The following is a 22,551-nucleotide window of genomic DNA, read 5'->3' as shown; positions in this document are numbered from 1 at the left end:
CATTACTGGTAATTACTAAACTTCGATTTGAGTATTCCCGCGAAATTGCGGTAGGCTTCCTCTGTCTGGAAAGCACTGGTAGGAATGAGAAAGAAGGTTTTCTTATCACGATAGAGGAAGAAGAATTTTTCAGTTTCCACTACCCGGGAAAAATTACTCCAGCTGATATTCCGCGGATGATCACTTCCGCGGGTTGTAATCAATAACCCCTCGTCTGAATACTTCAGATGTATACTGTCTTTAAAAGTAGCTGCTTTATTATAAATGGAAACAGGTAACAGGTACCAGAATACCCAGCCAAGCACCAGTATCATGATAACAATACCAGTGAGTGCGCCGGTGGTAACCACGCTGAAAAAATAACCCGTTAAAGTAGCAAGTAATAAGATGATAAGAGTGTTGCGGAAGACTTTAATCTCGCCTCTTCGCATAAAATGATAGCGCAATGCATGCAACACATCCCCTTTATCGTAGTTAAACTCTAAATGCATTATCGCCTGGCAAAACTATTTTATCTGTTAACTGAAATCGACATAGGATTATCCATTTCATCACGCACAGTAACAGGTGCATCCTTCTTCCGGCCGCGTTTTACATTAGACAGATCGTCCTCGCTGAATCCCGGGAAGTTCTTCTTGATGAACAGAAAATATTGTTGCAAGGTTTTTGGATCTACCTTGAAAGGAAAAGCCAGCTCCTTACCACTTCCTTTGAGGAAGTCGTTTGTATTTAACTTGGTTTCGTTTTGTAAGTACCACTTGTATAAATCCACAATAGCTTTCTCCAACTCTGCTTCATCAACTTTCTCAGTCGTCTCTACCCGCGGAAACATTAACACAAATTCTTCTACCCTTACAGGTTTTGCATTATTCGTGTTTTTGGCATTATTACGGTTATCATGGTTGTCACCGTTTTTATCACCATTATTATCCCCGTTCTTGAAACCAGTGCTGGCATTTGCTGATGCGGCTGCGGCCAAAACTACCAACAGCATTAACAACAGCTTCTTCATAAGGTGTCAAATTTTCGAGTTTAAAAATACAATTATATTTTGAGATTTCTAGTAGATTCTAAAATATGCGTAAAAACCCTGAAAAAACAAAAGCAATGGGCGAACCATTGCTTTCGAGAGTCATTTACAGTGCATGATGAATCATGCGGTGTAGGAATATTTGGTTTTTCATAGGACAGTAACCATAATAAAAATTAATACAATAACAAATATAATAAAATTATATCGTGAGTCGGGTGAAAGATTAAATATTAGAAATAATAAAATATTTCGAGATATTTTTTAAAAAGATGCAATAAAATCATTCTTTTTAGAAAAAAATCAAACAGAAAAATGTGTGATAAAGAATAAGGACTTAAATATCGTCCGGAGAAAGAGAGGAAAAAATGGGCATTTCTTAAAAAAAGTAAGGGCGCCTAGAAAAGCGCCCTCAATTTGTTACTATCCTATGAAAACCCTATTTGAATACAAAGGTAAGGGCATGTTATTTTTCTTTGAAATTTTAGAGGCTAAATAACATATCATTAACAAGAAGTTACAACATCAATCAGCTACAACCCATGCTGGTACCGCAATTCAAACATTTATAGCAAGTTCCCGAACGTACCGTGATATGTCCGCAGATATTACAGGCAGGCGCATCACTCTGCATACTTTTCAGGTAATCCTGCGTACCGCCTTCCTGCTGAAACGCAGTAGCCGCCTGCATCCTGGGAACACGCGGCGTTGCCTGCCCACTGTTACTCACCCTTCCCGGCAATGGTGGTGTCGCGTCCTCATCCGCATCCTCTTCACCCGTATTGCCTGGTCCGTCAAGCACATGCACCAGGTCCGTGCGCCCCAGGTACTCGTATCCCAATACCCGGAAAATATAATCAATCAGCGAGGTGGCCGATTTAATATTGGGATGGTCTACCATCCCGGCCGGCTCAAACCGCGTGAATACAAACTTATCCACAAACTCCTCCAACGGAACCCCGTATTGCAATCCCACAGAAACCGCAATGGCAAAACAGTTCATCAAACTCCGTAAAGTAGAACCCTCTTTCGCCAGATCAATAAATATCTCTCCCAACGTACCATCATTATATTCACCGGTGCGCACAAAAATCACCTGGCCTCCCACATTCGCCTTTTGCGTAAATCCACCTCGTTTGGATGGCAAACTTTGCCTCTCTACAATCCTCGACAACTGACGCTTCAATGTTGTGTCCCGGCTGGCCAGCATTCGTTTGTTCACTTCTTCCAGCAATTCATCTATCGTTAGCTGCTGCAGATCCTGTCCTGTCGCCGGCTCGCTCACAACCTCCGCCTTTTTCTTTTTATCGCTTTTGTTACTTAAAGGCTGACTCAACTTACTACCATCCCGGTATAAAGCACAGGCTTTCAGCCCAAGTACCCAGCTTAGCTTATAAGCATCCGCAATGTCTTCTACCGCCGCCTCATTCGGCAGGTTAATGGTTTTGGAAATAGCCCCGGAAATAAAAGGCTGTACCGCCGCCATCATCCTGATATGACCATGCGCATGTATATATCTCTCCCCATGCTTGCCACACTTATTAGCACAGTCAAATACCGGCAAATGAGCCTCTTTCAGATAAGGTGCACCCTCCACGGTCATTGTTCCACACACATAATCATTCGCCGCCTCTATCTGCTCATCTGTAAATCCCAAAGCATGCAACAGGCTAAACTCAAGACTGTAATATTCCTCCGCCTTAAATCCTAATCGCTGTAAGCATTCTTCTCCCAAAGTGTAAACATTAAATACAAATGATATATCAAAAGAAGAAGAAACAGCAGTATCCAGCTTCTTCAGCTCTTCTCCCATAAACCCTTTCTCACTCAGCGACTGATGATTAATATAAGGCGCCCCGGCAAAATTGCCGGTGCCTTTTGCGTAATCCACAATCGCCTTTATTTCGTGGGAAAAATAGCCCAGATTTTGTAACGCCGTAGGGATAGACTGGTTAATAATCTTAAAATAACCGCCACCGGAAAGCTTTTTGAATTTCACCAATGCAAAATCGGGCTCCACGCCGGTAGTGTCACAATCCATCACCAGGCCGATAGTGCCGGTAGGTGCAATCACGGTTGCCTGCGCATTACGGTAACCATATTGCTCTCCCAGCTTCACCGCCTCATCCCATGCCTTAGTGGCCGATTTCAGCAAATAATCCGCGCAATACCGCGCGTCAATGCCTTTGGGCCTTATTTCCAGCCCATCATATGCATCAGATGCATCATACGCCGCCGCCCGGTGATTCCGCATCACCCGCAACATATCTTCCCGGTTTTCTTCATACCGCGGAAAGGCGCCCAGGTGGGCAGCCATCTCTGCAGAGGTTTTGTAGGCAATCCCCGTCATGATAGCAGATATGGCTCCCGATATGCCACGCGCTTCCTCACTGTCGTATGCAATACCGCTCACCATCAGCATGGAACCAAGATTAGCATAGCCAAGCCCCAGCGTACGATATTCATAACTGAGCTGTGCCACCTCTTTGGAAGGAAACTGCGCCATCAGTACGGAAATCTCCAGCACCACCGTCCATAATCTTACTGTGTACTCAAAGCCTGGCACATCAAACAGGTTCTTTTCATCATTGAAAAAGCGCCGGAGGTTCACAGAGGCCAGGTTACAGGCGGTATTATCAAGGAACATGTACTCCGAACACGGATTAGAGGCATTAATACGCCCGCCCTGCGGACAGGTATGCCACTCATTGATGGTAGTATCATATTGGGTACCCGGATCTGCACAACGCCAGGCCGCATAGGTAATCTGGTCCCAGAGATCCTTTGCCTTTACCGTTTTCATGGTTCTGCCGGTGCTCCTGGCCTTTAACTCCCATTCGCCATCTGCCTCCAGCACCCGGAAAAACGAATTCGGCACCCGCACGGAGTTATTGGAATTCTGACCAGATACAGTTTTATACGCATCCCCTTCATAATCAGAAGAATACCCAGCAGCAATCAAGGCCGCCACCTTTTTCTCCTCCTCCACTTTCCAGTTCACAAATTCCATGATCTCCGGGTGATCAAGATCCAGGCACACCATTTTTGCCGCCCTTCTGGTAGTGCCGCCCGACTTAATAGCTCCCGCTGCCCGGTCACCGATCTTCAGAAAGCTCATTAATCCACTGGAAGTTCCGCCACCACTAAGCTTTTCCCCATCTCCCCGGATATGCGAAAAATTAGTACCAACACCGGAACCATATTTAAAGATGCGCGCTTCCCGCATCCATAAATCCATTATTCCACCCTCATTCACCAGGTCATCATTTACACTTAATATAAAACAGGCATGAGGCTGAGGCCGCTCATAAGCAGAGGTAGACTTTTCCAGGGTACCCGTATGCTGCTCCACATAATAATGGCCCTGCGGCTTGCCTTTAATACCATAGCTCTCAAATAAGCCGGTGTTGAACCACTGAGGGGAATTAGGCACACACGACTGGTTCAGCATACTGTAGGTCAGCTCTTCATAAAATATCCCGGCATCTTCTGCAGAAGCGAAATAGCCGTATTTTTCGCCCCAGGCACGCCAGCAGTTGGCCATACGATGTACCACCTGCTTCACAGAGGTTTCTCTCCCTGAAGTGCCATCAGCCTGTGGCACCCCGGCTTTGCGGAAATATTTCTGCGCCAGGATATCGGTAGCAATCTGCGACCAGGCCGCCGGTACTTCCACATTGTTCATTTCAAATACTACGTCGCCACCAGGATTACGGATCACAGAGGAGCGGAGCTCGTACACAAACTGATCGTAAGGACTCACCCCCTCTTTGGTAAAATGGCGGGAAAACGCAAGCCCATTCTTACTATTGACTGGATTTTTCATGCCCGTAAATTTTTCTTAGATGATATAAATGAGTTAGTATAGCGGAGTACTCTAAAATTAATTTTAAAATGCCTGGAGCGACTCATTTATTTTGCACAGATTGTGGATAATTGCGCAAACAGTTTGCCAACACGTTTGTTATAGAGCCAAAAGAAATCCGGCTTAAAATTTGTCATTAACAAAACGTTTACAGTTCTATCACACATAATCAGCTAGGTATCATGAAGTTCATGAATAGAAAATGAATTGAATGCATATTTATTTAGCAATGTGTGTTATTAATAAAAATATTATACATTTGCGACAACCGGAACAATGCGCTATTGATGTACAATAATATATACACTTCGTTCATCGAAAGAAAGGCTAAAAAGGAAAAGGCATTCGCGGTTTTAATTGATCCGGATAAGGTGACACCTGCCGGAATCATAGAGATTGCTGATAAATGCACTGCTGCCAAAGTTGATTATATCTTCCTTGGAGGTAGTCTGGTGATCTCTGATCACCTTGATGAATGCGTACAACAGCTGAAAGCCAGCTGCAACATTCCCGTTGTATTATTTCCCGGAAGCCCTTCTCAGGTATCAAAATATGCTGATGCCTTACTCTATCTGTCTGTAATTTCCGGCAGAAACCCTGAATTACTGATCGGTCAGCATGTAGTATCTGCAGCTGCCGTGAAGAAAAGCGGACTGGAAGTAATTTCCACCGGTTACATGGTAATCGACGGCGGAGCCCCCACAACTGTTTCTTATATCAGTAACACCATGCCCATCCCGGCAGACAAGGCAGATATTGCCATGTGTACCGCAATAGCAGGGGAAATGCTGGGAATGAAAGTGATTTATATGGATGCCGGCAGCGGCGCCCGTGTACCTATCACAGAAAGTATGATCAGCCGGGTGGCCAGCCAGGTACAGGCTCCTATTATTGTAGGAGGAGGTATCCGGGATGCAGAAAAGGCTTACCTGAACTGTAAAGCAGGCGCAGATATCCTCGTAGTAGGTAATGCTATTGAGAAAGACCTCTCTCTCATCAAGGAACTGGCAGATGCTGTGCATTCTGTTCCCGTGAAGGCATAAAGCAGATTTAACGCAAAAGATATAAAACGAATGACAGCAGGAGATCTGCTGTCATTCGTTTTGATAGCTGATCGCCCAATACTTACAGGCTCATCATTTCTTTAAACTTCACTGCCTGTCTGCGGCTTACTTCAATTTTTTCGCCCCCGCGCATTTCCAGCAACAGGCCGCCATTAAAGTAAGTATCAATTTTCTCAATCATCCGCAGATTCACAATATGTTTACGGTTTGCACGGAAAAAAGTACGCTCGTCCAGCCTTTCTTCCAGCGCATTCAATGATTTGAGGATCAAAGGTTTGTTGGTTTCAAAATATACCCGCGCATAGTTCCCCACACTTTCAAAAAGCCGGATCTCCTGCAGCTTCACAAACCAGCACCTGTCGCCATCTTTCACAAAAACCTGGTCATTCTCAGACAATAAATTACGGATACCACCGGATGCTGCCAAACGGTCCTTTTCATCCTGCTGATGCAGCTTGTGGATCGCATCTGCCAACCGCTTGGGCTCTACCGGCTTCAACAGGTAGTCCAGCGCATTGTACTCAAATGCTTTCAGCGCATACTCATCATATGCAGTGGTGAAAATCACCTGTGGTGTTTTTTCCAGCTCTGCCAGCAAATCAAAGCCCGTTTTATCAGGCATCTGGATATCCAGGAACAGTAAGTCGGGATGAAGCGTTTCTATCTTTTCTATACCATCCTTCGCGTTCACAGCTTCTCCTACCACCACTATTTCCGGGTGATCTGCCAGCAATTTTTTTAACTCACTCCTGGCCAGGCGTTCATCATCTATTATCAATGCTTTTTTCATTGGCAATATGAAGTTTGGTTGATGATTTAATTGATTTAAAAATAATAGCTATAACCAGTTTATCCGGCTACAGCAGTTTATAACAAGTGATTTAGAGCAAAGGCATCACTACGGTAGCTTCTACCGTTTGCTCATCTTTATTCCTGATTTCAAAAGAAGCCCTGCTTCCAAACAAAAGGCTCAACCGCTGCCGCGTGCTTTGTAATCCAAAGCCATGCCCGTTCATATTGTTTTCTACGATCTGACCGGTGTTTTCAATCGTAATTACATGTTGCATACCCTTCAGGGAAGAGTGAATATAAACAAATCCGCCCCTGATGATCCGGGAAATTCCATGTTTAATGGCATTTTCCACCAACGTTTGCAACATCATAGGAGGTACCTGTAACTCCAGCGTATCCGGATCAATCTCATACTTTACACTCAAACGCTCTTCAAACCGGATATGTTCCAATGCAAGGTAATCCTTTACTATATTCAATTCGTTTTCCAGGCTCACCGTTTCCGCCTTCTCCGTTTGCATAGAGCTCCGCAAAATATTGGAAAGCTCTGTGATGGCAGTTCTTGCCCGCTGGGGATTTTCATCTACCAGCGCCCGGATACTGTTCAGCGCGTTAAAAATAAAATGCGGATTCAGCTGCGCCTTAATCGTTTTCAGCTCCAGTTCCTTCACAGTAGTCTCCAGCTTTAACTGATCCACCTGCGACCGCCGGTTCCTTTCAATATAGTGCCATATGAAATACAGAAACCACCAGATAGTAGTGATCAGGAAAGAACCCACAATCCCCACCTGGATGGGCGTATCCGATAAGTGCAACAGGTATATCCCAAAAAAGTAATATCCAATATACGATACCAGCCCCGATCCCGTCATTAACCCGATGAACAGCAGGATCTGGTTCTCAAAATTATAGTTCACCCATGCAAACCGGTGAATCAGGTTACGGAAAAGATGGGTGGCTATAAAACCGAATAACACAAAAATTACCAGATTCAGATAATAAGCCGCGTCCGGAGACGTTTTTCTGTAAACAGAAAAGGCGAAGAAAACATTGATCAGAAAATATGCCGACCACCCCAATATCTGGCACCACCAATATTTGTTTATTTGTTTAAACATTCAATCAAATTAGTAAACTTCACCTATATTCCAAAAATACCCTACAGCGCCCCCTGCAGAAACCTAAATGTTATAAATGGTGAATCAAAAAAGGTAAATGGCAGATGGCTGTATCTGAATGGTGAGATATCACCGCACTGTCCTATTTTCCTGTCATACTTACACTATTTACCACATATTTTTATGTATTTTTGTTACTTCATATAAACCCTGAGCCCAATTATGAATATAAAGGCAGGTCAACTGTTGAGCCAGATAGAATATCCCGCTGATTTGCGAAAACTGAATAAAGAACAGCTTCACCAGGTATGCGAGGAGTTGCGTCAATACATTATTGACGTGGTAAGTGTGCATGGCGGCCACTTTGCGGCTAGTCTCGGTGTAGTGGAGCTGACAGTCGCTTTGCATTACGTTTATAATACCCCCTACGATCAGCTGGTATGGGACGTGGGCCATCAGGCATACGGCCATAAAATCCTGACCGGTCGCCGGGAAACATTTCCTACCAACAGGAAATATAAGGGCCTCAGCGGATTTCCTAAAAGAGATGAAAGCCGCTACGACACCTTCGGTGTAGGGCACTCATCCACTTCCATCTCCGCAGCACTGGGCATGGCAATGGCTTCCCACTACAAAGGAGAATTCGACCGCCAGCATATTGCAGTAATCGGCGACGGCGCCATGACCGCAGGTATGGCCTTCGAAGCCCTCAACCACGCTGGTGTGGCAAACGCCAACGTACTCATTATCCTGAACGATAACTGCATGTCCATAGATCCTAATGTGGGCGCGCTGAAAGAATACCTCACAGATATCACCACTTCACCCACCTATAACAAAGTAAGGGATGATGTATGGAACCTGCTGGGCAAATTACCCGTAGGAAAGAAATTTACCCGCGACATGGCCTCCAAACTGGAAGCCAGCCTCAAAGGCGTGGTGTCAAAATCCAGCAACCTCTTCGAAGCACTGAAGATGCGCTACTTTGGCCCCATCGATGGACATAACATCACCAAACTGGCGGATACCCTCCAGGACCTGAAAGATATTCCCGGCCCGAAATTGCTGCACATCGTTACCACCAAAGGTAAAGGCTATGCCCTCGCAGAAAAGGACCAAACCACCTGGCACGCACCGGGTCTGTTCGATAAAATTACCGGCGAAATATTCAAAAAACCGGTCACCAGCCCGCAACCTCCTAAATACCAGGACGTTTTTGGCCATACCATCATTGAACTCGCAGAACAAAACGATAAAATTATCGGTATCACCCCCGCTATGCCTTCCGGCTCCTCCCTCAAATTTATGATGGAGAAAATGCCGCACAGGGCCTTCGACGTGGGCATCTGCGAACAACACGCGGTTACCCTCTCTGCCGGTATGGCAACACAGGGTATGCGCGTTTTCTGTAACATCTACTCTTCCTTCTTCCAACGCGCCTTCGATCAGGCCGTACATGATGTGGCCATCCAGAAACTACCCGTGATATTCTGCCTCGACAGGGCAGGACTTGTAGGAGAGGACGGACCTACCCATCACGGCGCCTACGATATTGCCTATATGCGCAGCATCCCCAATGTAATCATCAGCGCGCCAATGAATGAGGAAGAAATGCGCAACCTGATGTACAGCGCACAACTGCCGGAAAATGATATGCCTTATGTAATCCGCTATCCACGCGGACAAGGCGTAATGCCGGAATGGCGTACGCCGTTTAAAGCCATTAAAGCAGGTACCGGCCGCAAAATCCGCGACGGAAAAGATATCGCTATCCTCTCCCTCGGACATACCGGTAACTTCGTGGCCGAAGCATGTAAAGAATTGATAGGAGACGGATTGCAACCCGCTCACTACGATATGCGTTTTGTAAAACCATTAGATGAAACAATGCTGCACGAAATCTTCCAGTCGTTCGACAAAGTAATTACCGTGGAAGATGGTACCATTGTTGGTGGATTCGGTAGCGCCGTTATCGAATTCATGGCAACCAACAACTATAAGGCAACCATTAAAAGGTTAGGTATCCCCGATAGAATTGTGGAACATGGCAAGCCGGAAGAATTATACCGCGAATGTGGTTACGATGCTGCCGGTATTGCACGCACTACCAGAGATATGCTAAAAGAAAAAATTACCGTCACCATTTAATAAAAGAATTTAGTTATTTAGCTATTTGAATATTTGATTTCCACAAAAATTGAATATTTAAATAGCTAAACTTTTTTATACCATGTATTTTCAGCTCAGGATAACGGAGATCATACGCGAAGCACCCGGTACTTATACTTATAAGCTGGAAAATACATCGCCGGAACCACTGGAATATCTCGCCGGACAATTCCTTACCTTTCTCATTACACTCAACAACAAAGAATACAGACGTTCTTATTCTTTCAGCTCCACACCAGGCGTGGATTCCTTTTTGTCTGTAACCATCCGCGAAAAAGAAAACGGGGAAATATCACGTCACCTTATCCATACCTGGAAAGTAAATGATATCGTTACCACGCTGGAACCCTCCGGCCGGTTCACATACGAAAAGTCGGGCGCTGCGGAGAAAGACATTTTCCTCCTGGCGGCAGGAAGCGGTATAACGCCGGTATTTTCGCTGCTGAAACAGCTATTAACAACGGAACCCAATGCCCACGTTAAACTGATTTACAGCAATACCACACCTGAAAGGACCATCTTTCACGAAGCATTGCTAAAGTGGCAAAAGCTTTACCCGCAGCAACTGGAATGCATCTGGCTTTTCAGCAATGATCCGGATAGTCATCATACCTACAGAAGGCTTAACAATATTTTACTGGAACAACTGGTAAATACCCATATCCGTTATCACCGGGAAGATGCACAGTTCTTTCTTTGTGGTCCTCCCGATTATATGCGTACTGTCCTGCTCACGCTTACCTTCATGGGCTTCCGGGAATCACAACTCCATAAAGAAAACTTTGTGGTGAATACAGATGCCAGGATCGCCAAAACACCATTGCCGCAGGATCACAACCTGAAACAGGTAATCATCCGCTACCGCAATGCAGAATATAAACTGGCTGTTCCCGGTAACCAAACCATTCTGAACTACGCATTGGCCAATGAAGTATTGCTGCCCTACAGCTGCAAAGGCGGGGTATGTGGTTCCTGCACGGCACAGTGTGTGAGCGGTAAAGTATGGATGCCGGTAAATGAAGTGCTCACAGATAAAGAACTGGCTGAAGGTCTCGTACTTACCTGCGTTGGATATCCTGCAAGCGACGAAGTGATTCTTGAATTATAAAACCATATAATGTAAAAAATATTATCAATCATAACGATCTGATATTATTTTTTTAATTGCTAAAATTTTGGCTAAATTATGAGGAAAAACAGGTGATACGAAATGCCCCAATAAAGATTACTTGCTTATCGCTTCTGCTTGTTGTTATCTTTATTAACAGCTACCTCCTGCTTAAAAACGGTTTTCAACCATCTTCATTACTACTGTCACTCAGCATACTAACGCTTTGCAGTGTATTTGCCCTGCTGATTGTCGCCACATTCTTATCAGACAAGCGCCCCCTTCAGTTCGAACATCTTTTTAATGAATATCCGATCCCCATGTGGATCTATGAAAAAGCCACTATGCGCTTTTTATCTGTTAACAATGCTGCCGTAGAAAAATATGGTTACAACAGAAAAGATTTCCTGAACCTAACGTTAAAGGATATACGTAATGAAGAAGATATACCACTGCTGTTGGAAAATGCAGCGGAACGTTGTAATGGTGATGAATACAGAGGCGTCTGGAAGCATCGCAAAAAAGATGGTACCAATTTTTTTGTAGAGATCTATTCCCTTCCCGCGGTGTACTACGGAAAAAGTGCCCGCTTCATCATGGCCAAAGATGTAGATGCACAAATGAAGGCGGCCAAAGAAGCACATGAGCTGGGCATTCGCTATGAACTGCTCGCTCAGGCCACGAATGATGCTGTATACGACAAAAACCTCGTAACAAATGCCGTTACCTGGAACCACGGACTGCATAATCTCTTCCACTATAACAGCCATGATGAAACCGACCTGGTGCAGTGGTGGCAGGATAATATACACCCGGCAGATCACGCCAGGATCATTTCTTCACTTGATAGCTGCAAACGTACACACCTGAACTACTGGTCGGAAGAGTACCGTTTTAAATGCGCGGATGGCAACTATAAATATGTAGTAGACCGCGCTTTCATTATGTACGAAAATAATATCCCATATCGCATAATAGGGATGATACAGGATATCGACAAGCTCGTAAAACAAGCCAGGCAACTGGAAGAACAAAATGAAACACTCAAGGAAATTGCCTGGATCAATTCCCACGAAATACGCCGGCCGGTAGTATCCATACTCAGCATCGCCGGCTTATTCGATAAAAGCAACCAGGACCTGCATCTCAACACCCAGCTCATGGAATGGCTGCATGAATCCACCCTCCAGCTGGATGAAATCATTCATAAAATTGAGCATAAGGTAAAAGCCCTCCAGTGACTATACCTCGTAAGGTATAAATTGATTGAAGTCTTCTTTTAATGACATATATAATTTCCGGAAAATTTCCATACGATGTTGTATGGTCTGAAAGTCATCTATAGGACGGTCATCATGTACTACTGTTACCGGCGTGTTGGCGACTCTTTTAGCGCACTGCTTGATGTCGTGATACATTTCATCAGCTACTTCACGTTGCCGCAGTAAACGGTTTTCAAAATGTTCAACCTGTGTCATTACATCCCTGGAAGCTTTGCTGAGTGCGATTTGTTCCAATCGCTCCCGCATCATTTTTACTTCAGTTCTTACTTCATTTACTTCTTCTTTCCAGGAATTCAGCTGCTGGTGCAGCTCTTCAGTGGGAGTTGTGATTTCCATGGTGTATTGATTTATCAATTTAAATGATGATTAAAAAACTATTCATCATACCAAACGCTGTTGTCAATATCCATATTAATTTACCAGAAAAGACCTGTTCTAAGGTACAATCTTTTTCTATTCCACCCCTCACTTTTACACTTCTTTTTACAGATAAATGCCAAACTCAGGGAAAAAACTCATCGCTTCCAGGATGCCGCCTGCGCCCGCCCGCTGCGCCTGCAATACATGCGACATTCCTGCAGTGCGCGCTATTAATTCGGGTTCCGAATCACCTACTACCACTCCTTTGAATCCGGATGCATACATGGAATAATCATTCATGGAATCTCCGGCTACCAGCACCTTTTGATGCGGCAATGCCAGCACCTGCAATAATTGTTTCAACGTAAAACCTTTATTCACACCGGCAGGTAATATGTCGAGGTATTTCCCGGCTGATAAAACCAGGTCGCATTGCAGCGATGCCGCTATTTCACGGGCCCCCTCAATATCAGTGCTATCATTATAATAATAAGAACAACGGTACTGCTGATGCGCGTCCTGGTGCAGTAATCCTCTAACTGTTTTCAACGTCTCTCTCACATGATCACCAGGCCATTTGGCCGCAATGTGCGACTGTACCGGCTCCACCGCCGTCAATGTAGGCAGGTGGGTAACAGTAGCGCCTACATCTCCAATAATATATTCTGGCCGCGGCAAAGCATTATTCTCCAGTAACGACAATACACTCGGTATGCCCCGGCCGGTTACAAACACCAGCTGTATATCTTTTTGCTGCTGCAACAAACTGTATAGTTGTTCTTTATCTTCTGTTGTACCCCCTAAAAATGTACCGTCCAGATCTGTGGCTAATAACATGTGTTGTAGTGGCTTTAATGATTTCAATGAATGCGGATACCGATAAAAATATAAAAAAAAGACCAGCCGTAACGACTGATCTTCTTTTAGATATAACGGGTTAGTATATAACGATGTGACTAGTTCAGCATTGGCACATCTATCAGCAAAAACTCTGCCGGTTTGATTACTTCAATACTTACTTTGTCATATTCGGATAACCCGATTGCATCACGTGTTGCTAATGTTTCTCCATCTACTTTCAATTCACCACTGAGCAGAAACAGGTAAGTACCTATGTTGGGTGCTTTCGCTGCAATGTCCAGTGTTTTACCGGCTTCATATTTACCCAGCGTAAACCAGGCATCCTGGTTTAACCACAGGCCGTTGGCATTTCTATCCGGTGAAATCACCACCTGTAAAGCGTTTTCACGGGCGGCGGGATCAAATGTTTGCTGATCATAACGGGGCGTTACATTTCTTTCTTTGGGTATCACCCATATCTGCAGAAAACTCACCTCCTCCGTTTTAGACGCATTAAACTCCGAGTGTACAACACCCGTTCCGGCACTCATAATCTGTACATCATTTTTACGGATCACTTCTTTATTACCGGTGTTATCGCTGTGCGCCAATTCACCATCCAACACAATAGATACAATCTCCATATTATCATGCGGGTGAGCGCCAAAACCCATTCCACCTTTTACCGCATCATCATTCAACACACGCAGTGCGCCAAAGTGAATCCTGTTTGGATCATAATAGTTAGCAAAGCTGAAAGTATGATGGCTCTTCAGCCAACCGTGGTTGGCATATCCCCTGGTATCTGCACGATGAATAACTTTTTTCATAACTAAATCTCCTTTGTTTTAACACTACAAATATCGCTATAAACAAAGGGGTAGAGAATGGATCATATGTTGAAAAGCGTGGACAAAAAAATACGGATCTTTCTATGCACTACCCGCTGAAAAAAACGGTATGCATACGAAAAATCCGTAAAGCACTAACGATGCGGGGTAACTATTTACACCAGTTTCGCATCTGTAGTAATGGTAGCATTCAGCACTTTGCTTACCGGGCAGTTAGCCTCAGCATCCGCTACAAATTCAGCGAATTTGGCGGCGTCCAGACCCTCTACGCTGGCGGTTACTTCCAGGTGGCTGGTAGTAATAGCACCGTTATCTAAAGTGATCGTGCATTTGGTATCAATGTTACCGGGAGTAAAACCGGCGCCAGTGATCACAAAGCTCAGCTTCATGGTAAAACAACCGGCATGAGCTGCGGCAATCAGTTCTTCAGGATTAGTACCAATGCCATCTTCAAAACGGCTGCTGAAAGAGTACTGGGTCTTGTTTAATACAGTCGACTGAGAAGTTAAAGTGCCTTTACCTTCTTTTCCGGTACCTTGCCAATTGGCAGATGCAAATCTTTTCATGTTAAATTTTTATTTTTTTTCTTGTTAGAAAAATCAGTGCGGAGGCCCAAATTACAAATTAATCGGGAATAAAAAATGCCGGAGCTTCCTGGAACATAAAAGCGCATAAAAAGCCGCACAGTTTCCTGTGCGGCTGTACATGGTTCCTGTCAATTGATTCCTATATCATTTCTACCAATTCTGCAATTGGCTTACGTACTTTCTTAGCATGTTGCATTACATCATCGGGCGCTCTGAATCCTATCGCAGCAACTACTACAGCAGCCAAGCCTTTATCTGTAAGTCCTAATATCCTGTTGTATCCGGCAGCATCAAAGCCTTCCATCGGACAGGCATCAATGTTTTCCACAGCTGCTGCCGTAAGCAGGGTGCCCAAAGCAATATAAGCCTGCTTCGCACTCCATACAGCTGCGCCTTCTGCACCTAACCGGTTAACGGTTCCCTTCACCATTCCTGAAAAACCTGCCAGTTGTTCAGGAGCTATGCTACGCGTTTCCGCCACATTATTCATATAGTCATCTACGTGGGTTTCGTTCAGATCTGTATACCTCGCAAAAACGATCAGATGCGAGGCATCCGTAACCTGCAACTGTCCGTTGGATACCGCTTTCAGTTGCTCACGTACGGCCGGGTTCTCTACTACCAGGATCTTATACGGTTGTAAGCCGTAGGAAGAGGCAGAGAGCCTTGTAGCGGCCAGTAATTTTTCCAGCTGATCTGCACTCAGTTTCTTAGCCGGGTCAAATTTCTTAACGGCATAACGCCATTCCAGTTTATTCAGAATATCCATTTCAGTTTTTATTAAGCTTTACCCGTTGCAGATCATGATCTGCAACGGGTAAACGCTATCTTATTGTTGTTTTACCATTTGCACACTTGCCAGCAGCTTTACTTCATCACTCAGCAGTAAACCGCCGGTTTCAGTAGTAGCGTGGAAAGTAAGACCAAAATCTTTACGGTTAATTTTACCGCTCAGTTCAAATCCTGCTTTAGTCTGACCATAAGGATCTACCACTTCGCCGCCAAATTCAACATTCAGCTCTACAGGACGGGTATTATCACGGATGGTTAAATCACCTACCAGCTTAAATGTATCGGCATCTATTTTCTTTACTTCTTTAGACACGAAGGTGAGTTTGGGATACTTTTCTGCTTCAAAGAAATCTCCTGCCTGCAGGTGAGCATCACGCTGCGCATTCTGTGTGGAAATACTGTTGATGTCTGCTTCAAATGTGATGTTGGCAGTGCTGAAATCATCATCAGTTGTCTGCATGGTACCATCAAATTTTGCAAACTGACCGGTTACGGTCGTAATCATCAGGTGCTTTATTTTAAATTGTACATCGCTGTGTGAAGGATCAATTTTCCAGGTTGTCATATAATTTTGTTTTTTTAGTATTGTTAAATGTTTAATTAGTTTAAAACTCCCATTTTACCGGCGTTGTAGTCATCTATCGCCGTTCTGATTTCATCTTCAGTATTCATCACAAACGGACCGTAAGCAAAAATGGGCTCATCGATCGGTTCGCCGCTCAACACCAGCATGGCGGTGTCTTTCAGCGCGGTGATGATCACTTCCGTACCCTCTTTTTCAAAGAGTGCAGTTTCCACTCCTTTAAGCGGCTGACCATTCACATCTGCTTCTCCCTGAAATACGACTGCTGCGGTGTTAAAATTTTCCGGTATGCTTAAAGTGATCTTATCATCTTTTTTCAGATGGATATCATAAACATTCACCGGGGAAAAGGTACTGGCAGCGCCTTTCACGCCATCATATTCACCTGCAATTACTCTCACATATCCTTCTTCACTTACTTTTATCACAGGTATTGCTGCTTTGGTAAGGTTCTGATAGGAGGGAGGATTATTTTTAAATGCTTTAGGAAGATTTACCCATAACTGGGCAAACTCTGCTTTCCCCCCTTGTTTGCTGAACGCGTCACTGTATTTTTCTTCATGTAAGATGCCGCCGGCTGCAGTCATCCATTGCACATCACCCGGAAACAACAAACCATGACTACCGGTAGAATCCCGGTGTTCCAGTTCGCCCTGGTATACGATGGTAACGGTTTCAAAGCCTTTGTGCGGATGTTCGCCAACACCTTTGGGTCTTACACTTGGTGGGATGTAGTTGGGAGCTGCATAGTCCATCATGATAAAAGGACTGATCCTGTTACCTTCGGAACGGGTACCACCCGGTAAGGTGCTCTGCACCCTGAATCCATCACCTACCATGTGTGGTGCGGCTGCAATTACGATCTGGCTTACATGTTTTTGTGTTTTCATATTATTTGCCTCCTTAAGACAACACAAAAGTACATGTTACAACATCCATTAAGAATGGATAAAACACTCCTAGTGATGGACTTTTTTTGAAAATTCCGGAAAATTCAGACAGAAGGGCCTACGGAAGTGCGGGAAGCCTCTTTAAATTCAGAAGGACTCTGGTTGGTATACTTCTTAAAAAAGCGGCTGAAATAGTGCGGGTCATCAAAACCCAGCTTGTAGGCAATTTCTTTGGCGGTAAGGTCTGTATTATATAAATACCGTTGCGCTTCCAGGATCACCCGGTTACGGATATGTTCACCGGCAGTAATACCGGATAATTGCTTGCTGATTTCATTCAGCAGCACAGGCTTGATATGTAAAAGCCCCGCGTAATCAGATACGGTCTTTAATTCCTGGTATTTTTCCTCTATCAGGTTTTTAAATTTCAGGAAGATGGAACTATTGTGAGCAGCATGCTGTTCAGGGGTGATGGCTACATTCTCTCCCTTTATGCGGGAAGCCAGTACCAGGAAATAACGCAGCAGTCCGTGCAGCGCCATTTCGTATTCAGGTTCGCGCAGGGTTAATTCTTTCATCATCAGGCGCACAATAGCGTCAATATCTTTCTCCTGTTCATCATCAATATGAATAACACTGCTGAACTGGCTATTGAAAAACAACCCGGAATTAATACCGGATACCTGCGTCTGATCTTTTAAACACATGAATGCATCACGAAACGCAATCATGTATCCATCTATTTTATCGGTTGCCTGCAGATTATGCACCTGGCCGGGCGCTACAAAAAACAACGTGTTCTTCTTTACTTCATGCGTCACTGCATCAATGGTATGCAACAGCTTACCTTTCTTAATCCAGTAAATGGTGTAGAAATCGTGCCGGTGCGGCACGCCGATCTGATCAAAAAAACTGTTGCCTAATTCACAAAGGCCAGACACCACAAATCCCGGATCTGCATGCGAGTATTCCGGTAAGGAAACAATCCCGATATTTTCACGTTTCTCAGCCATCTATTAAGGTTCCTGCAGTTTCTTCCTCCCTCTCGGAAGGATCAATATATTCAATAATAAAGTTATTCCTGCCTTCTCCCACCATAATCCCCATATGCTTCATTTGCACCAGTTCCAGCATACTAAGGAACAGGAAAATGGCATGTACACGGTCTTTACAGTGATCGAATATTTTTTCAAAAGATAAAGTACGTTCCGCCCGCGCCAGCTCTTCCATATACATCCTGGAGCCCTCCATCGTATAGTCGTACTTGTATACTACGTGCTGGGGCTTATTATCGCGCTCTTTCATGCGCTGTATTACCTTTTCAAAGGTCTTTGTCAGCTTGAAAAGGGTGAGGGTTTGTACTTCGGTACCTTCACTGGTCACTTCCCCGATCTCTGCCAGTTCCTTTGCAATATTTCCACGCTTTACAGACAGCATACGGTCTGCTTCCATTTCTGCCAGTTCCGCCGCCGCCAGCTTATAGCGCTTATATTCCAGGATCTTGTCTATCAGCTCCATGCGGGGATCAATTTCATTTCCCTGCTCATCCAGCTCCTTACGTGGCAACAGCATTTTTGCTTTGATACGCATAAGGGTAGATACAAAGAGAATGAATTCACTGGCCAGCTCAATATTCAACGTTTCAATATGATGGATATAATCCAGGAAATCCTGCGTGAGAGTATTAATAGGGATATTGTAGATATCCAGCTCATCACGTTCAATGAAGAACAGCAACAGGTCGAAAGGACCTTCAAATTGCGGTAATTTGATCTTATAGACAGGTGCTTGTTCGCTCATTAAAGATTTTTTTAAAAAGATATCGCACAATTGCACGGAGTCATTAAAATGCCCGGTTAATATAACCGGCTGTTTGTCTCTGTGCCGCTGTGCGATATCAAAAATAACAAAATTCCGGCGAATCAGAACTTGGCAGCAAAGCCAACTCCTATCACCTGTTTTATTTGCAGACGGGGGCCCATCACGCCAGTTTCTTTATTCTCAAATACTTTTACATCATCATCATATATCATATCTACAGTCAGCAAGGCGGAAATCCACTTATTTACCTTCAGTTCCAACGCGTTGGTAAAAAACACATCTATATTTCCCGGGTTATGCCTGTAATCAGAAAATAAATCCAGCCGGCCTTTGTAAGTCATGTTTTTTGCAAAAGTCTTTATATAATTGGCAGACAGGTAGGCGCCTATTTCATATTTAAAATGCGAGCCCGTATCTACCCCATAAGCACCCTGTTTGGAGAGTACATCATCCATTACAAACACAAAACGGGAAGTAATCGGCGACAGGAACAAAGAAAATGATTTGTCCGGTTTATAGTCAAAACCAGGCGATACCAGCACATAAGCAGGAGAAAAGAATTTTGATGACAGCTGTGGCGTAGTATCCGAAGGATACAAATAACCATTGGTGAATTGCGTACGTAAATTCACCAACCCGCTTAAATACCAGTTTTTGCCGATATCATAGCCATACTTGGTGGTCAGGTCAATACGGTCATCATTCTTGCGTCCACCCAAACTGGTGGTGTTAATATAACCATATGCCAGGTCGGCCACGTTGTCCCAGGAATGTCTTCCGTTTTTATAAAATGCCCAGGCAAAAAGATTAGACCCAAGGGAGAAAGCAAAATTATCGCCGCCCGCAGCCCAGTTACTTAATGATCCCTGGTTGATATTGACGTTGATATTCATCCCTTTCTTCCATAATTTGGGAATGGTGTCATTAGCGTCTTTCTTGATTTTATCAGAAGCTTCTTCTCTCGACTTCTTCATCCAGTCATTTTGCGCGTGCACGGCCGTAAACAATAGCATACAGCAGGCAATGGATAAAGTAATTTTTTTCATCAATTTGTGTTTAAATGAGTATACGTAATAAACCATCCCACTTCTTCCGGCAAAGAAAAATGGGATGGTAAGGGTCTTTCTAAAAAATTTTATCTGGATTTTTTTAGTTCATCACGAATTTCCATAAGCAGTTTTTCCTGGGTAGACAGTTCAGCCGGGGCAGGGGCTTCTTCTTTTCTCTTGGTAAGCTTATTCATAAATTTTACCAGCAGGAAAATACAGAAGGCGATAATAAGAAAATCAATCACGCTCTGTATAAAAGCGCCGTAAGCAAATACCGCTACGCCCTTGGCTTTCGCATCTGCCAGCGTGGCCACCTCTCCCTTACTTTTGTCCAATACAAAAAAGACGTCATTAAAATTCCTTCCTCCGGTAAATACCCCAACGAGGGGCATCAGGATATTATCTACAAGAGATGTAACAATCTTTCCAAACGCACCACCTATAATCACACCCACAGCAAGATCCATTACATTGCCTTTCATGGCAAACTCCTTAAACTCTTTGATGAACGACATAATGCAAGGTTTTTATTAGTTAAAATAAGTGAACAAAATTAAAGTATAATACCCGAAGACATTAATTATTAGGTTATTATTTCTTCAACCGGGGGTATTTCATCTTTAATGATTTCAGTGTATCCCTCAACGTTAGCGCAATCAGATATTCTTTATACCAGTTCTGGTCGGCCGGTACAATCAGCCAGGGCACATAATTACAACGGTTGATGGCGTCTTCGTAAGCATCCATATATTTATTCCATAGCTTTGCTTCTGCCAGGTCATTTTCGTTATACTTCCACATTTTCCGGGGGTCTTCGGTTCGTTCCATCAGGCGCTGCTGCTGTGCGTCCTGTGATACATGCAGATAACATTTAATGATGTGTGTATTATTATGAACCGTCAGCAATTTTTCAAAATCATTAATAGCTTCCATCCGCTTAAAAGCCATTTTATCGTCAATCCACTTATGTACACGTTGTATGAGAATATCCTCATAATGTGAACGGTTAAATACCTGGATCATGCCTTTACCCGGCGCATGCTGATGTACCCTCCATAAAAAATCATGTTCTGATTCCTCTGTGGTAGGTGCTTTGAAAGAATGTACAACACAACCCTGCGGATTTAAGGTGCCTGTAACATTCTTTATTACGCCGTCTTTCCCACTGGCGTCCATTCCCTGCACCACCAGCAATACACAATGCTTATGCTGTGCATACAGGAGGTTTTGAAGTTCATCCAGTTCTTCCAGAATTTCCCGGGTTACCGCCTTTATTGTTTCTTTTTCCAGCTTTTTTGGAGCCGATGTACTGATAGCTGACAGCTTGATTTTACCCATGTAGCGCATTCTTATAAATAAATTTAACAAAATCGGGACAGAAGTGTTGCATTAACACGATTTATATTTTGCTGAATATGAAGGATACCTGCACCTTTGTACTCGAAAAAATAAAAGTTATGCATCAGCGTTTCGCCCATTGGGGAGTGTTTATCCTGTTATCACTCACATGGGGCAGTTCCTTTATATTGATGAAAATAGGTCTGGAATCATTTACATCATACCAGGTAGCCAGCTTAAGGCTGGTAGCTGCCGGCATAGCGCTTTCCCCCTTTTTACCAAAGGCATTCAGGCAAACACCCGTAAATAAACTTCCCATTATCATATTATCCGGCATCCTGGGTAACGGTATCCCGGCTTTCCTGTTTTGTTTGGCAGAAACGGAAATCGACAGTTCCCTTGCAGGGATACTTAATGCACTAACACCACTGATGGCCTTACTATCCGGGATTATTATCTTTAAAAGTCCATTTAAAAAAGCGCAGCTCACCGGCATTTTCGTAGGGCTGGCAGGGGTAGTGTTATTGTTTACTGCCAAAGGTATCAATACAAATGGCCACTGGTATTATGCGCTGCTGGTAATTCTGGCCACCGTAAGCTATGGAGTTAATATTAGTATGGTACATCATAAGCTGCAGGGTTTCAGTTCGCTGCAACTGGGATCTCTTGCCATGTTCTTTTGTGCCCTGTTCACTTTCCCTATCCTGTGGTACAGTAATTTCTTTCCACAGTTTTCACAACCGGATGCGCCCTGGCGATCGCTTTCAGCGGGCCTGGTACTGGGGGTGATGGGAACCGGGGTGGCAGCCGTACTCTTTTTCCTGCTCATCAAAAGGGCAGGGTCCATGCTGGCCTCAATGGTAGCATATGCGTTACCGTTAGTAGCAGTAGGGTGGGGATTAGTGGCACATGAAACAATTACCTGGGTCCAGGTGGGGAGCATGGGCGTTATTCTGCTCGGTGTGTACCTCGTAAACAGGGCTAACAGGGTGGCTCCGGTAAAATAAGCCA

At 44.1% G+C, this 22,551-nt stretch carries 22 protein-coding genes; 5 read left to right on the top strand and 17 right to left on the bottom strand.

Features of this window, described 5'->3' with window-relative positions; translation table 11 throughout:
* Positions 1-2: 2 nt before the first annotated feature.
* From ACMXI2_RS30170 to ACMXI2_RS30160, 3 genes are all read right to left on the bottom strand, one after another.
* The gene (locus tag ACMXI2_RS30170; RefSeq protein ID WP_079469795.1) at positions 3-491 is read right to left on the bottom strand and encodes a YcxB family protein; all 489 of its coding nucleotides are present in this window, start codon (positions 489-491) and stop codon (positions 3-5) included.
* Between the two features lie 20 nt (positions 492-511).
* Entirely contained in the window at positions 512-1,012 is a 501-nt protein-coding gene (locus tag ACMXI2_RS30165) for a hypothetical protein (RefSeq protein WP_483779558.1), read from the bottom strand.
* A gap of 547 nt (positions 1,013-1,559) precedes the next feature.
* Entirely contained in the window at positions 1,560-4,856 is a 3,297-nt protein-coding gene (locus ACMXI2_RS30160; RefSeq protein ID WP_483779557.1) for a vitamin B12-dependent ribonucleotide reductase, read from the bottom strand.
* 326 nt (positions 4,857-5,182) lie between these two features.
* Between ACMXI2_RS30160 and ACMXI2_RS30155 the strand changes: the two genes are divergently transcribed.
* Positions 5,183-5,938, top strand: a complete 756-nt coding sequence (locus ACMXI2_RS30155; RefSeq protein WP_079469798.1) for a phosphoglycerol geranylgeranyltransferase — start codon at positions 5,183-5,185, stop codon at positions 5,936-5,938.
* A gap of 82 nt (positions 5,939-6,020) precedes the next feature.
* Here the strand turns inward: ACMXI2_RS30155 and ACMXI2_RS30150 are convergent, their stop codons facing one another.
* Both ACMXI2_RS30150 and ACMXI2_RS30145 read right to left on the bottom strand, forming a co-directional pair.
* Entirely contained in the window at positions 6,021-6,749 is a 729-nt protein-coding gene (locus tag ACMXI2_RS30150) for a LytR/AlgR family response regulator transcription factor (protein WP_079469799.1), read from the bottom strand.
* Between the two features lie 91 nt (positions 6,750-6,840).
* Positions 6,841-7,869 (bottom strand): sensor histidine kinase, encoded by a 1,029-nt coding sequence (locus ACMXI2_RS30145; protein ID WP_483779556.1) that lies wholly within the window; start codon positions 7,867-7,869, stop codon positions 6,841-6,843.
* 222 nt (positions 7,870-8,091) lie between these two features.
* Here ACMXI2_RS30145 and dxs point away from each other — a divergent pair, with 222 nt between their 5' ends.
* The 3 genes from dxs to ACMXI2_RS30130 all read left to right on the top strand — a co-directional run bounded on the left by dxs (position 8,092) and on the right by ACMXI2_RS30130 (position 12,387).
* Complete coding sequence (dxs, locus tag ACMXI2_RS30140) at positions 8,092-10,017, top strand: 1-deoxy-D-xylulose-5-phosphate synthase (RefSeq protein ID WP_483779555.1); 1,926 nt, start codon at positions 8,092-8,094, stop codon at positions 10,015-10,017.
* An 82-nt stretch (positions 10,018-10,099) separates the two neighbouring features.
* Entirely contained in the window at positions 10,100-11,146 is a 1,047-nt protein-coding gene (locus ACMXI2_RS30135) for a flavin reductase family protein (RefSeq protein WP_483779554.1), read from the top strand.
* Positions 11,147-11,238: 92 nt separating this feature from the next.
* Positions 11,239-12,387, top strand: coding sequence for a PAS domain-containing protein (locus ACMXI2_RS30130; protein ID WP_483779553.1), 1,149 nt, complete (start codon positions 11,239-11,241; stop codon positions 12,385-12,387).
* On the opposite strand, the gene ACMXI2_RS30125 is transcribed toward ACMXI2_RS30130, so the two are convergent.
* From ACMXI2_RS30125 to ACMXI2_RS30070, 12 genes are all read right to left on the bottom strand, one after another.
* On the bottom strand, positions 12,388-12,765 hold the full coding sequence (locus ACMXI2_RS30125) for a hypothetical protein (protein ID WP_483779552.1): 378 nt from the start codon (positions 12,763-12,765) through the stop codon (positions 12,388-12,390).
* 147 nt (positions 12,766-12,912) lie between these two features.
* Entirely contained in the window at positions 12,913-13,626 is a 714-nt protein-coding gene (locus tag ACMXI2_RS30120) for an HAD-IIB family hydrolase (RefSeq protein WP_483779551.1), read from the bottom strand.
* Between the two features lie 119 nt (positions 13,627-13,745).
* Positions 13,746-14,459: a pirin family protein gene (locus ACMXI2_RS30115; RefSeq protein WP_483779550.1), complete on the bottom strand. Its 714-nt coding sequence runs from the start codon at positions 14,457-14,459 to the stop codon at positions 13,746-13,748.
* Positions 14,460-14,635: 176 nt separating this feature from the next.
* Positions 14,636-15,046 carry an OsmC family protein gene (locus tag ACMXI2_RS30110; protein WP_079469807.1) on the bottom strand — a complete coding sequence of 137 codons (411 nt, stop codon included), beginning with the start codon at positions 15,044-15,046 and terminating at the stop codon, positions 14,636-14,638.
* A gap of 160 nt (positions 15,047-15,206) precedes the next feature.
* Positions 15,207-15,836: an NAD(P)H-dependent oxidoreductase gene (locus ACMXI2_RS30105; protein ID WP_483779549.1), complete on the bottom strand. Its 630-nt coding sequence runs from the start codon at positions 15,834-15,836 to the stop codon at positions 15,207-15,209.
* Positions 15,837-15,896: 60 nt separating this feature from the next.
* A complete protein-coding gene (locus tag ACMXI2_RS30100; protein WP_483779548.1) occupies positions 15,897-16,424 on the bottom strand; it encodes a YceI family protein in 528 nt (175 codons plus the stop codon).
* A 35-nt stretch (positions 16,425-16,459) separates the two neighbouring features.
* Complete coding sequence (locus ACMXI2_RS30095) at positions 16,460-17,332, bottom strand: pirin family protein (protein ID WP_483779547.1); 873 nt, start codon at positions 17,330-17,332, stop codon at positions 16,460-16,462.
* 104 nt (positions 17,333-17,436) lie between these two features.
* Positions 17,437-18,345: a helix-turn-helix domain-containing protein gene (locus ACMXI2_RS30090; RefSeq protein ID WP_111577029.1), complete on the bottom strand. Its 909-nt coding sequence runs from the start codon at positions 18,343-18,345 to the stop codon at positions 17,437-17,439.
* Positions 18,338-19,132 carry a segregation and condensation protein A gene (locus tag ACMXI2_RS30085; protein ID WP_079469813.1) on the bottom strand — a complete coding sequence of 265 codons (795 nt, stop codon included), beginning with the start codon at positions 19,130-19,132 and terminating at the stop codon, positions 18,338-18,340. The genes ACMXI2_RS30090 and ACMXI2_RS30085 overlap by 8 nt, the downstream gene beginning before the upstream one ends.
* Positions 19,133-19,254: 122 nt before the next feature.
* A complete protein-coding gene (locus ACMXI2_RS30080) occupies positions 19,255-20,199 on the bottom strand; it encodes a DUF3078 domain-containing protein (protein WP_079469814.1) in 945 nt (314 codons plus the stop codon).
* Between the two features lie 89 nt (positions 20,200-20,288).
* Positions 20,289-20,717: a large conductance mechanosensitive channel protein MscL gene (mscL, locus tag ACMXI2_RS30075; protein WP_483779546.1), complete on the bottom strand. Its 429-nt coding sequence runs from the start codon at positions 20,715-20,717 to the stop codon at positions 20,289-20,291.
* 76 nt (positions 20,718-20,793) lie between these two features.
* Positions 20,794-21,540, bottom strand: a complete 747-nt coding sequence (locus tag ACMXI2_RS30070) for a PPK2 family polyphosphate kinase (protein WP_483779545.1) — start codon at positions 21,538-21,540, stop codon at positions 20,794-20,796.
* Positions 21,541-21,659: 119 nt separating this feature from the next.
* On the opposite strand from ACMXI2_RS30070, the gene ACMXI2_RS30065 reads away from it, so the two are divergent.
* Entirely contained in the window at positions 21,660-22,547 is an 888-nt protein-coding gene (locus tag ACMXI2_RS30065) for a DMT family transporter (RefSeq protein ID WP_483779544.1), read from the top strand.
* Positions 22,548-22,551: the final 4 nt, after the last annotated feature.

The organism is Chitinophaga sp. G7 BAM 1005 (genome assembly GCF_057126945.1).
Note: the sequence above shows the minus strand (reverse complement) of the source record. Positions and strands in the feature narration are given on the sequence as shown.

Excerpts from the sequence above, each read along its gene's own strand:
- ACMXI2_RS30170 (WP_079469795.1), bottom strand. The coding sequence starts at position 491 with ATGCATTTAGAGTTTAACTACGATAAAGGGGATGTGTTGCATGCATTG.
- ACMXI2_RS30165 (WP_483779558.1), bottom strand. The coding sequence starts at position 1,012 with ATGAAGAAGCTGTTGTTAATGCTGTTGGTAGTTTTGGCCGCAGCCGCA.
- ACMXI2_RS30160 (WP_483779557.1), bottom strand. The coding sequence starts at position 4,856 with ATGAAAAATCCAGTCAATAGTAAGAATGGGCTTGCGTTTTCCCGCCAT.
- ACMXI2_RS30155 (WP_079469798.1), top strand. The coding sequence starts at position 5,183 with ATGTACAATAATATATACACTTCGTTCATCGAAAGAAAGGCTAAAAAG.
- ACMXI2_RS30150 (WP_079469799.1), bottom strand. The coding sequence starts at position 6,749 with ATGAAAAAAGCATTGATAATAGATGATGAACGCCTGGCCAGGAGTGAG.
- ACMXI2_RS30145 (WP_483779556.1), bottom strand. The coding sequence starts at position 7,869 with ATGTTTAAACAAATAAACAAATATTGGTGGTGCCAGATATTGGGGTGG.
- dxs (WP_483779555.1), top strand. The coding sequence starts at position 8,092 with ATGAATATAAAGGCAGGTCAACTGTTGAGCCAGATAGAATATCCCGCT.
- ACMXI2_RS30135 (WP_483779554.1), top strand. The coding sequence starts at position 10,100 with ATGTATTTTCAGCTCAGGATAACGGAGATCATACGCGAAGCACCCGGT.
- ACMXI2_RS30125 (WP_483779552.1), bottom strand. The coding sequence starts at position 12,765 with ATGGAAATCACAACTCCCACTGAAGAGCTGCACCAGCAGCTGAATTCC.
- ACMXI2_RS30120 (WP_483779551.1), bottom strand. The coding sequence starts at position 13,626 with ATGTTATTAGCCACAGATCTGGACGGTACATTTTTAGGGGGTACAACA.
- ACMXI2_RS30115 (WP_483779550.1), bottom strand. The coding sequence starts at position 14,459 with ATGAAAAAAGTTATTCATCGTGCAGATACCAGGGGATATGCCAACCAC.
- ACMXI2_RS30110 (WP_079469807.1), bottom strand. The coding sequence starts at position 15,046 with ATGAAAAGATTTGCATCTGCCAATTGGCAAGGTACCGGAAAAGAAGGT.
- ACMXI2_RS30105 (WP_483779549.1), bottom strand. The coding sequence starts at position 15,836 with ATGGATATTCTGAATAAACTGGAATGGCGTTATGCCGTTAAGAAATTT.
- ACMXI2_RS30100 (WP_483779548.1), bottom strand. The coding sequence starts at position 16,424 with ATGACAACCTGGAAAATTGATCCTTCACACAGCGATGTACAATTTAAA.
- ACMXI2_RS30095 (WP_483779547.1), bottom strand. The coding sequence starts at position 17,332 with ATGAAAACACAAAAACATGTAAGCCAGATCGTAATTGCAGCCGCACCA.
- ACMXI2_RS30090 (WP_111577029.1), bottom strand. The coding sequence starts at position 18,345 with ATGGCTGAGAAACGTGAAAATATCGGGATTGTTTCCTTACCGGAATAC.
- ACMXI2_RS30085 (WP_079469813.1), bottom strand. The coding sequence starts at position 19,132 with ATGAGCGAACAAGCACCTGTCTATAAGATCAAATTACCGCAATTTGAA.
- ACMXI2_RS30080 (WP_079469814.1), bottom strand. The coding sequence starts at position 20,199 with ATGAAAAAAATTACTTTATCCATTGCCTGCTGTATGCTATTGTTTACG.
- mscL (WP_483779546.1), bottom strand. The coding sequence starts at position 20,717 with ATGTCGTTCATCAAAGAGTTTAAGGAGTTTGCCATGAAAGGCAATGTA.
- ACMXI2_RS30070 (WP_483779545.1), bottom strand. The coding sequence starts at position 21,540 with ATGGGTAAAATCAAGCTGTCAGCTATCAGTACATCGGCTCCAAAAAAG.
- ACMXI2_RS30065 (WP_483779544.1), top strand. The coding sequence starts at position 21,660 with ATGCATCAGCGTTTCGCCCATTGGGGAGTGTTTATCCTGTTATCACTC.